Here is a 13514-nt window from a genome sequence, read left to right on the forward strand (position 1 = left end):
CACACCCACGGAACACGGAGGGGGAGCATGTCCACACCCCGGCCCGGGACCGGCACGGACCCGGACACCGGCCCCGACACCTCGACGGGCACCGACATCCCGACGGGCTCGGGCACGGTGACCGGTTCGGGCACCTCGACCGGCTCGGGCACGGTGACCGGCTCGGGCACCTCGACGGGCTCGGGCACGGTGACCGGTTCGGGCACCCACACCCACACCGGCACCGGCGTCGGGACCGGCACCGGCACCGGAACCGACCGAGCGGCGGAACTCGCCAGGGTCCTCCTCACCGAGGCCCGCGAGGAACTCGTGAGGGCCGACAACAAGGCCGGCCTCATGCTGGCCTCCCTGGGCGCGGCCCTCACCGCCCTGCTGGGCGCGGTCGGCAGCGGCGTCATCGCCCCGCGCCAGTACGCCGTCGTCCCGCAGCTCCTCCTCTGGGCGGGCTGCGCGGCCTGTGTCCCCACGTTCGTCCTGCTGGGCATGGCCGTCACCCCGCGGCTCGGAAGCCCCCGCCGCTCCCGTACCCACTATTTCGGCGACGCGCGGCTGGCCACGTCGATCGCCCAACTGGAACGGGCGGTCCGCCACACGGACCCCATGGCGCGCGACCTCGCCCAACTGGCGATCCTGTCCCGGATCGCCTGGACCAAGTACCGCTGCTGCATACGCCACGCGCTGGCATGGGGCACGGTCTTCTGCCTGCTCACAGTCCTGGGCGTGGTCATGGGAACGTGCACCTAGCGACACGTCCCGCGAGCCCGCCGGCACACGCGACGCCGACCGGGGAGAAACCCATCGGGCACACTGGGCTGTGTCCGACATCCAGAAGCAGGGTCTTCCGCGTAGCCCCGCCGATGAGGGAGTGCCGGGTCTGACGCGTGTGGTCAGTGATTCGGTGTACGCGGAAGGGGATGTCTTCGGCGGCTCACACCGCGAGCGCAGCCCGACATAGCCTTGTCCCACGACGACGGCCAATTCGCTGGACCTGGCGCTTTTCGATCATGCGGTCCATCCGTTGTGTGAGCGTGCGGATGGGTGGCGCGCGCCGATCTGCGGCGTGGCGGTGGTCCTAAGATGGGGAGCGCCTCGGCCGTACGGGACTCGCTTGGCCGCCTGTCTTGGACGGCCGAGTGCCTTCGCGCTCCGCCGGGGGTCGGCCGAAAATCTTTGGAATGGGGAAACCCCCGTTTCGATACGATGGCGGTGGCCCGCAGACCCGTTCCGTCACGATGTGTGACGTCGCCGATGCCTGTGATCGCATCGTCTGCAGCTTGCCGACTTGGGCTCGCCGTGGCACTGTCACCGGCGCCGTACGTACGAAATGGAGCATCCGAGGATGGCTCGACACCTGATTACCAGCGCGCTTCCCTACATCAACGGGATCAAGCACCTGGGCAACATGGTCGGGTCGATGCTTCCGGCGGATGTGTACTCCCGGTACCTCCGCCAGCGCGGTCACGACGTCCTCTACATCTGCGCCACCGATGAGCACGGCACGCCGGCCGAGCTGGCCGCCAAGGAGGCCGGACTCTCCGTCGCCGAGTTCTGTGCGCAGGCCCACGACGCGCAGAAGGCCGTGTACGACGGGTTCGAGCTGGCCTTCGACTACTTCGGCCGCAGTTCCTCGCAGCAGAACGTCGAGATCACCCAGCACTTCGCGCGCAAGCTGCACGAGAACGGCTTCATCGAGGAGCGCGCGATCCGGCAGGTGTACTCGCCGGTCGACGGCCGCTTCCTGCCGGACCGGTACGTGGAGGGCACCTGCCCGCACTGCGATTACGACAAGGCCCGCGGCGACCAGTGCGAGAACTGCACGCGTGTCCTGGACCCGACCGACCTGATCGACCCGCGTTCGGCGATCAGCGGTTCCACGGACCTGGAGGTCCGCGAGACCAAGCACCTCTTCCTGCTGCAGTCCAAGCTCCAGCACGAGGTCGAGGCATGGATCGACTCGGTGAGCGAGAGTTGGCCGCACCTGTCCTCGTCGATCGCCCGGAAGTGGCTGACCGAGGGCCTGCACGACCGCGCGATCACCCGTGACCTGGATTGGGGTGTGCCCGTCCCCGCCGACACCTGGCCGGAGCTGGCCGCCGAGGGCAAGGTCTTCTACGTCTGGTTCGACGCGCCGATCGCGTACATCGGCACGACGAAGGAGTGGTCGGACGCCGCCCCGGAAGGCGAGAGGCGCGACTGGAAGTCGTGGTGGTACGAGGCGGACGACGTCACCTACACCGAGTTCATGGCCAAGGACAACGTCCCCTTCCACACGGTGATGTTCCCGGCCACCGAGCTGGGTGTTCGCGAACCGTGGAAGAAGGTCGACTTCGTCAAGGGCTTCAACTGGCTGACGTACTACGGCGGCAAGTTCTCCACCTCCCAGAAGCGCGGCGTCTTCACCGACGCGGCCCTGGAGACCCTCCCCGCCGACTACTGGCGCTACTTCCTGATCGCCAACGCCCCCGAGTCGGACGACTCGTCGTTCACCTGGGAGCACTTCACCACCACGGTCAACAAGGACCTCGCCGACACCCTCGGCAACTTCGTCAACCGCGTCCTGTCCTTCTCCCGAAAGCGGTTCGGCGACGAGGTCCCGGACGGCCGCGCCGCCGGCGAGGCGGAGGCGAAGCTCGGCGAGGAGATCGCGCGTCTGCTGGCCGAGTACGAGGAGCACATGGAGGCGCTCCAGTTCCGCAAGGCCGCCGCGGCTTTGCGCGCCCTGTGGTCCGCCGGAAACTCCTACTTGGAGGAGAAGGCTCCCTGGCTGGAGATCAAGACCGATGCCGACGGTGCCGCGCTGACCCTGCGTACCGCGATGAACCTGATCCACCTGTACGCGGTCGTCTCGGAGCCGTTCATCCCGGCCACGGCCGCCGCCATGCGCGGGGCCTTCGCCCTGGAGAACGACACCGCGACCTGGGTGACCGCCGAGCAGGCCAAGTCCCAGGACGCCGTCCCGGCCGGCACCGCGTTCACCGTGCCGCCGGTGCTCTTCGCGAAGATCACGGAAGAGGACCTGGAGTCCTACCGTGAGCGCTTCGGCGGTGCCCCGGACGCCTGACCGTGCTGAGGCGCTCCGCCGCCTTTGTGCCTGACGCGCCGGGCCCCAGTGGTGCTGCCGGTCGCGCAATGCCCACCCGTGTCGGCAAACCTCGGCTGGAAGTTCACTGGCGGGCCTTCAGGCGGCTGTTGAGGTCCTGGAGACGGTGCCAGGCGGCGGCGTCGCTGCCGTCGCCGAGGGCGTAGTGCAGGGTAGGGCAGACAGCGGAACCCAGGCGCATCGGGCGTGGGTCCTCGAGGGATTCGGCGTGGGCTCGGCCGATGGTGCGTACGGCGTCGGGGCCGAGTGTGAAGGAGACCGGGACGGGCGGCGGTTCGTGGTGGGGCGGAGTGGTCAGATCGGTGCGGGCGGGGCGCAGGTGGGTCAGCATCGACGTCAGGTTGTGCCGCGTGGCGAGGGTCTCGGCCAGCTCGGGAAGGACATCGAGGGGCGCGATGGTGTCCGTGGTGCAGCCGAGAGCGAGGGTGAGGTGTTCCTCGATCCCCGCCGGGGTGTGGATCACGCGGCAGGTGGCGATCGCCGGCCTGTCCGGGGCGCCGACGGCGACCAGCCAGGTCGAGGCGCCCTTCTGGGCGCGGGCGCGGGCCAGTTCGGTGAGCTGCCTTGGAGACCACGGCAGGTTCACGGGTTCGGCGGTGGACCAGCCGGCGGGTGGGGCGCCCGTGAGGGTCTGCCATGCGGCTTCCAGGGCGCCACCGAGGAGGAGGTCGTCGGTCGCGGGGTGGATGGCCCGGATGGAGAGATGCAGTTGCTGTTCGCCTCGGGCGAGCGCGCCGGTCTGGAAGGCGTCCGCGAGGGGGGTCCGGCCGTCGGCCGGTGTCGCCTCGGTGAAGCGGTCCTCGTCCCAGTGGAGGACGGCGCCGGTGAGCCCGTCGTAGTAGCCGCACTGGGGGTCTTGGACCACCCAGCGGGCCGGGACCTTGGCCAGGAGGCCGCGGGTGGGCAGGGTCAGTCGAGTGCCGGGCGGGGTGACGATCTGCAGCTCGTGCCCTGACTGGACGGTGCTCTGGATCAGGTCGGTGAGCCAGGTGGTCGCGGCGACAACCGGTCGGTCCTGGAGGATCACGGCGGCCCGGGTTGTAAGGACATCCACCGCGACGGGACCGCCGGCGGGGCTGTCATCGTCCGGCGAGGGGACGGGGACGACGCTGGTGTGCGCGGCGTCGGCAGGCCAGGTGGACCCGCCCAGTAGCGATGCCAGCCGCCCGGCCACCGACCCGGCCAGACGCCCGGCCTCCGCAATCGAGGTCGTCGCCCGCACCTCGGTCCACCACACCGGTGACCCGGTCTCCACGCCCGTACCGAGCAACCGGCTCACCTCGCCCGGCACTTGCACGAACAGTGGCACGTCGACCGTCACGACGGGCCGTCCGTCCCCGGTATGCAACTGCACGACAGCCCCCTCGGCGCTGCTGCTCACCCGCAGATCGGGCCCTCCGGCGTACAGGCCGGCGAGCACACCACGGGCATCCGGCATCTGTGGGGTGAGGGCGATGACGTCCTGGGTCACATCATTCCTTCAGGTGGCTATCGGCCGCCGAGGTGAGCGGCCGACCGTCGTTACAGCCTGCTCGTGAGGTCGGGCCCCATGCCGTCGTCATAGGCATCTGGCGTTGCGAGTCCATCGGGCGTGGCCGAACCGAAGTACGTGGGCTCGCCGGGCTCAGGGGGCAGTCCGAGCACGCTGCTGAGTTCTTTGATGGCAGCCGCCAGCCGCGGGGCGTTGTGCCGGTACACGTCGGGATGCGGGCGGCCGGAGAAGTCGTACCACCCCCAGATGTCATGGTGTACCGACAGCTCGGCCGCCAGACCGGTCGGAGCTGGAGACACGGACAGGTCGATGAGTTGCGGCTCGGTTTGCGGCTGTCCGCCGGCGTCGATCCACGTTCCCGTGCCGATGACGTTGACCTCGCCGACCTCCGCGGCGGGGAAGGCGAGGGGGCGAGAGCCGAGCAGTCGGTCCGGAGGACGCCCAGGCGATGTGCGACGAGGTGACGGACTTCGACGGCTACCACGCCGAGATGTCGATCAACGACCACATGGCATCCATGGGCAGTGCATGAAGACGGCTCGCGACGTGTTCAGTCCGCCGGTACACGCCGACGCCGACCGGGGAGAAACCCATCCGGGCACAAACCACTCAGGGGCCCGACCCGCTCTCGCGGATCAGGCCCCTGACCTGGTGTTTCAGCTGTCGGGGTGGCGGGATTTGAACCCACGACCTCTTCGTCCCGAAGCAACTTGTGTGGGTCCTCGACCTCGGGGCCGCGCGGCTCTCACCTGCTGCGATGGTCCGCAGGTGTGCGCGGTTGTCCGCCGCTGTCCGTCGGCGTTGTCACGCAGTTAGACACTCACACGACAAGCTGGCGGGATCTTCAGTCGCCTGCGAACCACAAGTAGCTGCCTGGGGTAGCCGCGCACTGTTCCAGCAGCGCTGTGAGATCGTCCAGCGCAGCGAGCTGACGCTCATCAGCGCAACTCCGTCTCAAGCCGTGGATCTCCAGGAGGGCAGCCGCGGCCTCCTGCTCATTCATCAACGTGTCCCCGTACGGGTCGACGGCGGTGAGCCTTCCCGGTACTCCGAGGAGCTGGAGCGAGCCGAGTGCATCGGCCAGTGCGTCGCCGTGCCCGTAGGAGCTCCGCAGGAGCGTTGCGCGGGACTTGCGCCAGTTGTTGCGTGCCGGCCGTGACGAGTGCAGCTCCAGATCAATCCCCATGCTTCATGATGACGCGCTGCGCTGCTGCACAGCCACAACTGATCATCGGCGGCCGTGACCTGCGGCGTCTACTCGATCACCGCTCTGAACTGCCGCGCTGCTGTCGGCAGTTGTCAGCGTTGGTCACCAACGAGCGCCCTCCACGGCCCCAGGACGGCCCGGGAAGGCGCTCGTGCATGAGCGCTGCATTGGGAACTCGACCAGAACACCGTCTGGGCTCCATCCACGCGGACGTGACGATCGGACAACGGTGCGACCTGCACGTTCATGCCCTCATGTCGTTTGCTACCTGATATTGCTCGGGGGAGCGCCCGAATCGCTCCATACAGCCGCGAGACGGGTGCCCATGTCTGTGAGGCGCCACGTGTCCATCGAGTCCTTTGAGTCATCAAGACCGGAATCCGTCAGCTCGATATATCCATCGGCTTCAAGAGAATGCAACGAGGCGCGATCGCTGCTCGGGTGAACGAAATGTGTGCCACCACGTTTTGAAAATACTCCCAGCCACATAATTTCGACGTCACTGTAGCGCCTCTGATTCCAGGCGAAACGGGCTTTGAGGAGCCGAATTTCCTGTTCCGAGAAGCGACCTCTGTCGAACCATGCGTGATGATTGGGGCAGAGGCAGATTAGGTTTCCGAATTTATTCGCCCCGCCGTGGCTAATGCGAGTGATGTGGGACAATTCAATTGTCTCGCTTCCGCAGTTCGGTACGGAGCACTTTCCTCCCGCCTCCAGTTGAAGGTCTCTTCTGATTCTTGTCGAAATTCCTCGACTGGCCTTGAAGGTCGGCGCCGTTACTGCGATGGGTGAAGGTTGCGCATGTTGATTCGTGAGGATTCTACGTGGAGGTTCTGTGGTGTCGTTATTCGTGGTGGGTGGGGCTACGAGGTTGATCCATAGGGATTGAAATTCCTGAGCGACCTTTCTGGGTTCAGGTCGAGTTACATCCAGGGATGCGAGCACGATTACTAGTGATTCAAGTTTGCTCCATCGTGGAATTGATTTCCCGGATAGGGTATTAGACACGCCCTGATGGGAAATAATGTCGCAATTATCATTCAGGCGAGTCGATGCATTGCTGATTGATTTGATTCCAGGGAATCCGGCGCGCCTGTAAAGGTCATGAAGATTGGTCAAGAGATTTCGATGGGCGCCGGAGGGCAAGTCGTCCTCGCCGGGAATCTTGATCATGCCCTCTCCTGATTGATCGCGTCAGTTGGTGGAGGGTCAAGTATCGCAAACCAGGAGGGTGACTCTCCAGGTCAATGGGGGTCAAGTTTGGTCAATAACATTCCACTTGCGTACCGAGACTCTGGGGGGAGTGAAGGCTGGTGTGCAGGGTCAATGAGGCCCATTCGAACGAGTGGTGCGGAGGTCGGAAACATGGGCAAGATCATGTCGCTGGTTAAGATCGTCATCGGTGCTGTCGTGGGTGGCATCGTGAAGGCCTTCGTGGCCGAGAAGCTCGACTCGGAGGGGGAGGTTTAAGGCACCTAAGGGCTGTCCCGCAAAGATCTTGGCTCTGGGTGCGGAGCGGTCTAAAGAGCTGGTGGAGTGGTCAGCTGGTGGTTTGTGAGGTGCTCAGGGACCGGGCGAAGTCGGCCAGCGTGTGGAAGTCGTCTCTCGTAGGCCGATCGGTGGGTTGACGTGGTGCAGGAGTTCGGTCCCTTGGTGGTGGGCGGTCACGTACGTCTGGTCCAGCTCGCTCTGTTCGTCGTCCACCCAGGCGAAAGGACGGCCGCGTCGCTTCACCGACCGGCGAGCTCACCAGGGCGCGCTCAACCTGGGGCGATGCGTCGCGGTCGTGTCAGGGATGGCCTGGTTCCTTCTCGGATGTCGGGCCGCAGGTAGGCACCCTGAGCCTCGCGGCCACCCGGCGTCACGGCATGCCCGCACCGTGACGCCCCGGCTCCACACTGCGGACGGGCTACGTCATCAACTCGATGTGCGGATGCTCGGGCTCCGCCGGGCAGACGAACAGGTGCTGCCGGTAACCGCTGCCTATCTGGACCCCGGTCGCGTTGTAGCCGCGGTGGCCGGGGTACGGTCCAGCACCTGGGTGGGGGTGCGGAGACCAGCTGTTCCCGGCGTCGTTCCCTTGCTCAAACGTGGCGACGGTCATCAGGACCTCCATGCCGGTGCCGCACTTGGAGCAGTGCCGTGGGCTGGGGTCGGTGGAGTCCCAAGCGGGCCAGCCGCCGACCTTCCAGCCGGGTGCGTTGGACAGCACACAGTCGTAGTACGTGTCCGGGTCCATGTCTTCCTCAGCTGCCTGCGGCACACTCCACTGCTTGAGCTGCTCCCGCAGTTCTTCGCTCAGCTCCAGATGGTCTGGGTACTCGGTGATCTGCTCCGGTTCGAGCACGCACGGTTCCGGTAGATAGCCGTCGAACTGCACTGCGGGCGGCTCGGGGGGCGTGTCGAGGATGTCGGTGACGGCGGCTGCGGAACGCCAGAAGAGCAGGGTCCTGGGCATGATCGGATGATCGAAAGGGCACCACAGAACCTGGAGAAGGTCCTTGCCCTCCGGCGGGCTCAGATCGGGCACATCCCGTACGTACAGTTGCGCGACGGGCAGCATCGCTATGGGGCCGTCGTACGCCTGGACCGCCAGCCTCACCGGATACGTCCGAGGGGGCCGGATCCGCTTGAGAGTCTCCCGTTCTTCCGAAGTCAGGTCCCGGCCGTGCGAGGCGGCGAAGATCCGTCGTTCCAGCCGCAGGTCCGCCGGGGACAGGGCTGGGTTGATGCCGTCCACCACATGCGGTTCCCTGCAGTGCGGCCACGGCTCCTCAGCGGGCCACAGCAGCGGCCCGCCGATTGAGCTGTCGTGCCACGTCGGCGCCCCAGGGCGGGGGTGCAGGCGGGTCGCCGTGCGGGCCAGCGGGGCCAGTTGGGGAAAGACCGCGGCAACGTCGATCGGCCGTGGCGGAGTGGCAGGAGTGACATTCATGGCCGCAATCCTGCCAATCGCCTCTGACAACGGCCCTCGTGGCCGCCCCACGAAGAGTTCCGGCACGGGCGCCACCCGGGAGAGCACTACCGCCGATCCGTTGCCGGCAGATGGCCCGCGAGCAGGTCCCCGATCGCCGCCATGTACCACCTGGACAGGGACGACCTTGACGCGTCCATTCCGTCCGGACCGCCGCCGGTCAGGAGATGGTCCATCACGATCTCCATCGGCAGGCCGTGGCCGAACCCCTTGAAGTTGAGATCATGAAGAAGTGGCGATTGTGATCACGGCGTCGGAGCCGTCCTGGATAACCCCGTTCGCGGGGCTGAGCCCGCGCCGCTTCGGCAAGCTGCTGACCGCGCTGCGGCGCGATGGAGCAGATGTGGTTCACCGGGGCCGACCATGGAGTCTGCCGCTGGAGGACAGAGTTCTGCTGGTCACGGCATATTGGCGCACCAATCTGACGTTGCGGCAGCTCGCCCCGCTGTTCGGCATCTCGAAGTCCACGGCCAGCCGGGTCATCAACCACCTCGGACCCCTGCTGGCGCTCCGGCCCCGCGAGCGGTTCGCCAAGGACACCGTGCTCATCGTGGACGGCACCCTGGTCCCCACCCGCGACCACACCATCGCCGAGCGGTCGAAGAACTACCGGTACTCCACCAACCACCAGGTCGTCATCGACGCCGACACCCGCTTGGTCGTCGTGGTCGGCCGCCCGCTCGCCGGGAACCGCAACGACTGCAAGGCATGGGAGGAATCCGGCGCCAAGGCCGCCGTCGGCAAGACCCTCACGATCGCCGACGGCGGCTACCCAGGAACCGGACTCGTTGCCCGCACCGTCGCAGACGCGGCCAGGCAGAACTTCCGGACTGGAAAGAGGAACACAACAGGGCCCACAAGCGGGTCCGCGCCCGTGTCGAGCACGTCTTCGCCCAGATGAAGACATGGAAGATCCTCCGCGACTGCCGCCTCAAAGGCGACGGCGTCCACCACGCCATGCTCGGCATCGCCCGGATGCACAACCTCTCCCTCATCGGATAGGTCGCACGTGGCACGGTGGGCCGCTACGCCCGAGGCGAATCCAAGATCTTTAACGGGACAACCCTTAGGGCGGCGGAGCGGCTTTGGGCTGGAGCTGCTTTGGGGCGAGTGATCATGGCCCCGTAAGCTTCCGGCGAGTCGGGCAGTCTGTGGACCTGCCCGTTAAAGCACGACGTTGGGGCCATGATCTTCGAGGCTCGCCCCAAAGTGGCTGCCTAAAGCCGTGGAGCCGACCGCCCCAGCCACAGAGGGTGTCTCTCACCTTCATGCCCGCAGCCGCCGAGCGCGCCGCCGGGCGCGGCCAGCCGGGGCGCAGACAGGAGGCAGGCCGCGCCGCAGAGGCGGCGCGCGCCCGCGCCGTGCGCGGGCCTTGAACCAGTAGAGAAAGTTTGAATCAGGCTCGGTTGCTGGTGATCAACGTGGCTTGCGCACCCGGCGTCTGCTGCCTCGTGGTGTAGAACCCTGGACATGGGGAGTGAACGGCGGGAGCGAATGAGGGCGCTCGGCGCGCGTCTTCGTGTGCTTCGTACAGAGGCCGGCCTGACGGGTGCCGTGTTGGCGCAGCGTGCCGGTGTGGGGCAGCCGACCGTGTCCAAGGTCGAGACCGGGCGCATGGTTCCGAGTTTCGATGTGCTCGACCGGCTCTCACGCGCCCTTGGCCTCGACGAGTCGACTGCTCGTGAGGTGCGTGACCTCCTGGACGCCGTAGCGGCTGCTGCGGACTCCGATCAACCGGAAGGCAGTGCGACTCCGGTCGGTATGACCGTCGATGAAGAGGTTCGCTCCGCCCGGCTGGTGCGCTCCTTCCAGTGTGTTGTTCTGCCGGCCATGCTCCAGAGCGCGGAGTACGCCCGGCACGTCTTCCAGGGCGTGCCGAACGCGACGCCTGAGACGGTGGGCCGGGCTGTTGCTTCCCGAGTGGAGCGGCAGAGCGTGTTGTACGAGCCGGGGCGGGAGTCGGTGTTCGTGTTGACGGAAGCCGTGTTGCGGACGTGGCCGGGGACCCCGGCGCTGATGCTCGCCCAGCTCGACCGGCTGCTGGCTGTCGAGAGTCTGAGCACGGTACGGCTCGGCATTGTCCCCTGGCGTAGGCCGGTGCCGGTGCTGCCTCGTCACGGGTTCACGTTGTGCGACCGGAGGGCGGTCGTGGTGGAGGCGTTCGATAGTGAGCGGGTGTCGGTCGACTCCGCCGAACTGGCCGCGTACGAGGAGACGTTCGGTCGCTTCGAGCGGGCCGCGATCTTCGGCGGTGAGGTGCGGGAGCTGCTGTTGCGGGCGATGAAGGAGTTCCGCGACTTGGGAGACACCGTCACCCCTTAGAGGAATAATTCCTCAAGATGCCTAGCTCCTGGGGTGGGCGTGGGAATACTCTGCCGCTGTGCTGTCTAGCCCCCTAGACGAACTGAGGTGTTCATCCATGCTCTCCATGTGGTGCCGAGCCTTCCCCGGGCTCGCCGAGGAAGTGGCCCATGCCCGTCACTTCGTCGCATCCCTGATCACCGACCGGGGTCCCGTCGATGATGCCGTCCTGATCGTGAGCGAGTTGGCGACCAACGCCGTGCGGCACTCGCTGAGCGGCGCGGTCGGCGGCTGGTTCCTCGTGATCGTCGGCTTCGGTGACGATCTTGTACGGATCGAGGTGGTTGACCAAGGCGGCGAACGCGTGCCGGACCTGTGCGACGTGACCAGTCAGGAAGAGGGCGGGCGCGGATTGGTGCTAATCGCGGCCTGCGCCAAGGACTGGGGCGTGAAGCATTGGCCCGACGGACGTTCGGTATGGGCCGACCTGGTACGGGAGGGGGCGTGATCAGACTCCGCTCGACCGTGGCCCGCGGCTGTCATGCGGGCGGTGGCGGGTGAGTCCGCGGGGTGTGCCTCGGAGACGGTCCCGGTTCTACGTGATCGGTGTTCGTACGGGACGGCGCCTCTCGCCCATACCGTCTAGGGCCCTAGACTCCTGGGTATTCCTAGGAGGTGAAGTCATGTCGGACGAGTTGCAACGGATCATGGCGATCGATGATCCGTACCTGCTCCTGCGTGAGGTCACGACCCGTTTGGCCGACGCGCAGCAGGAGGTGACCGAGCTGGCCCGCCTCCGTCGGCGTGTGGTGCAGGACCTCCATGCGCAAGGGCTGTCGTACGCGCAGATCGCCGCAAAGGCCGGCTTGAGCCGCGGGCGTATTCACCAGATCCGGCACACCGGTCCGGCGCCGGAAGGTGCTTTCCTCGGCAGAGGTGCGGTCACCGTCGCCACTCCGCTGCGGCGTGACGACGAGCGCGGGCGGACGGTCGTCGCCGTGGACGACGTCAGTTCCGGCAAGCGCCTGGAAGATCTGGCGCGGTCGTACGGGCTCGACGTCACCTCGGAACACGTACCGGTGAGCGGTGAGATCAACCTCAACCGGGACGGCCTGGTCGTCGTCTGCGGTCCGCGCATGTCCCAGGAAATGTGGGACACGTACGCGCAGGACCCCGTACTGAACTGGGAGAGCCCGGAAGACGGACCCTGGACAGTGGTGGACCGCCGGACCGGCACCGTGTACCGGTCGGGACAGGACAGTGATCCGGCCCGGCCGTACGACGTCGGATACCTCGGCAGGCTGTCGCGCCCGGACGGCAAGGGCTCGCTGCTGGCCATCGCCGGTATCCATACGCAAGGTTCCCTCGGCGTCGTGCAGCTGCTCGCCAACGACCTGAACGCACTGTGGGGCCAGGTGGGCGATTATCGGTTCTCCACGCTGGTGGGCGTCGAATACGACCCCGAGACCAGCGAGCCGCAGTCCGTCGAACTGCTCTGCCCCCTGTACCGGCACGACGAGGAGACGCCGGCGTGAGGTTCGCCCTCGCTACGCTGCCCGCAGACCCCGACCGGGAGAACGAGGACTTCGCCGCTGCCGCCCCCGGCGCGGCCGTCCTCCTCGACGGTGCCGGCGTCGGAGGTGGCGAAACCGGGTGCACACATGGCGTCGCCTGGTTTTCCGGGACGCTGGGCGGCCTGCTGCTGCGCAGCATCACCGAGCATCCCGCCCGCCCGCTTGCCGACTGCCTGGCCGACTCGATCGGCCTCGTCCGGTCCCTGCACGAGGACAGTTGCGACCTGGCTTACCGGGCCAGCCCGACGAGTACGGTCGCCTGTGCCCGGGTCGCTGGGGGGACTCTGGAATACCTCGTCCTAGGCGACTCCTCGGTCCTCCTCGCGGAAAGGGGCGGGAATACGGCCGTCGTCACCGATCGGCGTCTGGACGAGGTCGGCAAGCGGCTGCGCGCGCCGGTCGACGCGCTGCCCACCGGCTCTCCCGAACACACCGCCGCGCTCGCCGAGTACCGGGACGCCCTGACCGGGCTCCGTAACCGGCCGGGCGGCTTCTGGATCGCCGGCCCTGACCCGCGAGCGGCTGAACACGCCTTGACGGGCACGATGCCACTAAACTCGCTGGTGTCCGTGACGCTGCTGAGCGACGGCGCGACACGACTCGTCGACCGCTTCGAACTCGCAGACTGGCAAGAGGTGTTGACTGTTCTCGGCTCGTCCGGGCCCGATGAGCTGATCTGCCGTGTACGCGAAGCTGAGGCCGGTGACCCCAACGGGCGGCGCTGGCCGCGTGGCAAGGCGCGGGACGACGCGACCGTCCTTCACTGGGTGCTGCCGTAGCGCGTTCACACGCACTCTGAGCCACACCCGTATACCCCCCTAGACAGTTGACGGGTCGTCGGTTACCTTTGACGTCAACCCCCCTAG

11 protein-coding genes and 2 pseudogenes are annotated in these 13514 nt (G+C 67.0%); 7 read left to right on the forward strand and 6 right to left on the reverse strand.

The genetic code is table 11. The features are described 5' to 3' along the window. Nucleotides 1-27 precede the first annotated feature (27 nt). Together IE109_RS07530 and metG are read left to right on the forward strand one after the other, a co-directional pair. A complete protein-coding gene (locus tag IE109_RS07530; protein ID WP_229890708.1) occupies nucleotides 28-744 on the forward strand; it encodes a Pycsar system effector family protein in 717 nt (238 codons plus the stop codon). Between the two features lie 595 nt (nucleotides 745-1339). Continuing rightward, nucleotides 1340-3061: a methionine--tRNA ligase gene (gene metG, locus IE109_RS07535; RefSeq protein ID WP_189549955.1), complete on the forward strand. Its 1722-nt coding sequence runs from the start codon at nucleotides 1340-1342 to the stop codon at nucleotides 3059-3061. Nucleotides 3062-3164: 103 nt separating this feature from the next. On the opposite strand, the gene IE109_RS07540 is transcribed toward metG, so the two are convergent. From IE109_RS07540 to IE109_RS07560, 6 genes and pseudogenes are all read right to left on the reverse strand, one after another. Beyond that, complete coding sequence (locus IE109_RS07540; RefSeq protein WP_229890711.1) at nucleotides 3165-4571, reverse strand: DUF6177 family protein; 1407 nt, start codon at nucleotides 4569-4571, stop codon at nucleotides 3165-3167. A 50-nt stretch (nucleotides 4572-4621) separates the two neighbouring features. Beyond that, a complete protein-coding gene (locus IE109_RS07545; protein ID WP_229890714.1) occupies nucleotides 4622-4891 on the reverse strand; it encodes a hypothetical protein in 270 nt (89 codons plus the stop codon). Nucleotides 4892-5436: 545 nt separating this feature from the next. Continuing rightward, on the reverse strand, nucleotides 5437-5778 hold the full coding sequence (locus tag IE109_RS07550) for a hypothetical protein (RefSeq protein WP_189549956.1): 342 nt from the start codon (nucleotides 5776-5778) through the stop codon (nucleotides 5437-5439). Between the two features lie 285 nt (nucleotides 5779-6063). Next, nucleotides 6064-6972: an HNH endonuclease signature motif containing protein gene (locus tag IE109_RS07555; protein WP_189549957.1), complete on the reverse strand. Its 909-nt coding sequence runs from the start codon at nucleotides 6970-6972 to the stop codon at nucleotides 6064-6066. A 367-nt stretch (nucleotides 6973-7339) separates the two neighbouring features. Beyond that, a pseudogene (locus IE109_RS33035) lies at nucleotides 7340-7521 on the reverse strand (hypothetical protein); the annotation flags it as partial. 187 nt (nucleotides 7522-7708) lie between these two features. Continuing rightward, the gene (locus IE109_RS07560; RefSeq protein ID WP_308431338.1) at nucleotides 7709-8539 is read right to left on the reverse strand and encodes a hypothetical protein; all 831 of its coding nucleotides are present in this window, start codon (nucleotides 8537-8539) and stop codon (nucleotides 7709-7711) included. 466 nt (nucleotides 8540-9005) lie between these two features. On the opposite strand from IE109_RS07560, the pseudogene IE109_RS07565 reads away from it, so the two are divergent. The 5 genes and pseudogenes from IE109_RS07565 to IE109_RS07585 all read left to right on the forward strand — a co-directional run bounded on the left by IE109_RS07565 (nucleotide 9006) and on the right by IE109_RS07585 (nucleotide 13427). Beyond that, nucleotides 9006-9775: pseudogene (locus IE109_RS07565) on the forward strand (transposase). A gap of 468 nt (nucleotides 9776-10243) precedes the next feature. Then, on the forward strand, nucleotides 10244-11095 hold the full coding sequence (locus tag IE109_RS07570; RefSeq protein WP_189549959.1) for a helix-turn-helix domain-containing protein: 852 nt from the start codon (nucleotides 10244-10246) through the stop codon (nucleotides 11093-11095). Between the two features lie 97 nt (nucleotides 11096-11192). After that, a complete protein-coding gene (locus IE109_RS07575) occupies nucleotides 11193-11582 on the forward strand; it encodes an ATP-binding protein (protein ID WP_189549960.1) in 390 nt (129 codons plus the stop codon). Between the two features lie 175 nt (nucleotides 11583-11757). Then, entirely contained in the window at nucleotides 11758-12609 is an 852-nt protein-coding gene (locus IE109_RS07580) for a sigma factor-like helix-turn-helix DNA-binding protein (RefSeq protein ID WP_189549961.1), read from the forward strand. Then, complete coding sequence (locus tag IE109_RS07585) at nucleotides 12606-13427, forward strand: protein phosphatase 2C domain-containing protein (RefSeq protein ID WP_189549962.1); 822 nt, start codon at nucleotides 12606-12608, stop codon at nucleotides 13425-13427. The genes IE109_RS07580 and IE109_RS07585 overlap by 4 nt, the downstream gene beginning before the upstream one ends. The last annotated feature ends 87 nt before the right edge of the window (nucleotides 13428-13514 follow it).

The organism is Streptomyces lavendofoliae, assembly GCF_014649735.1.
GTDB lineage: Bacteria > Actinomycetota > Actinomycetes > Streptomycetales > Streptomycetaceae > Streptomyces > Streptomyces lavendofoliae.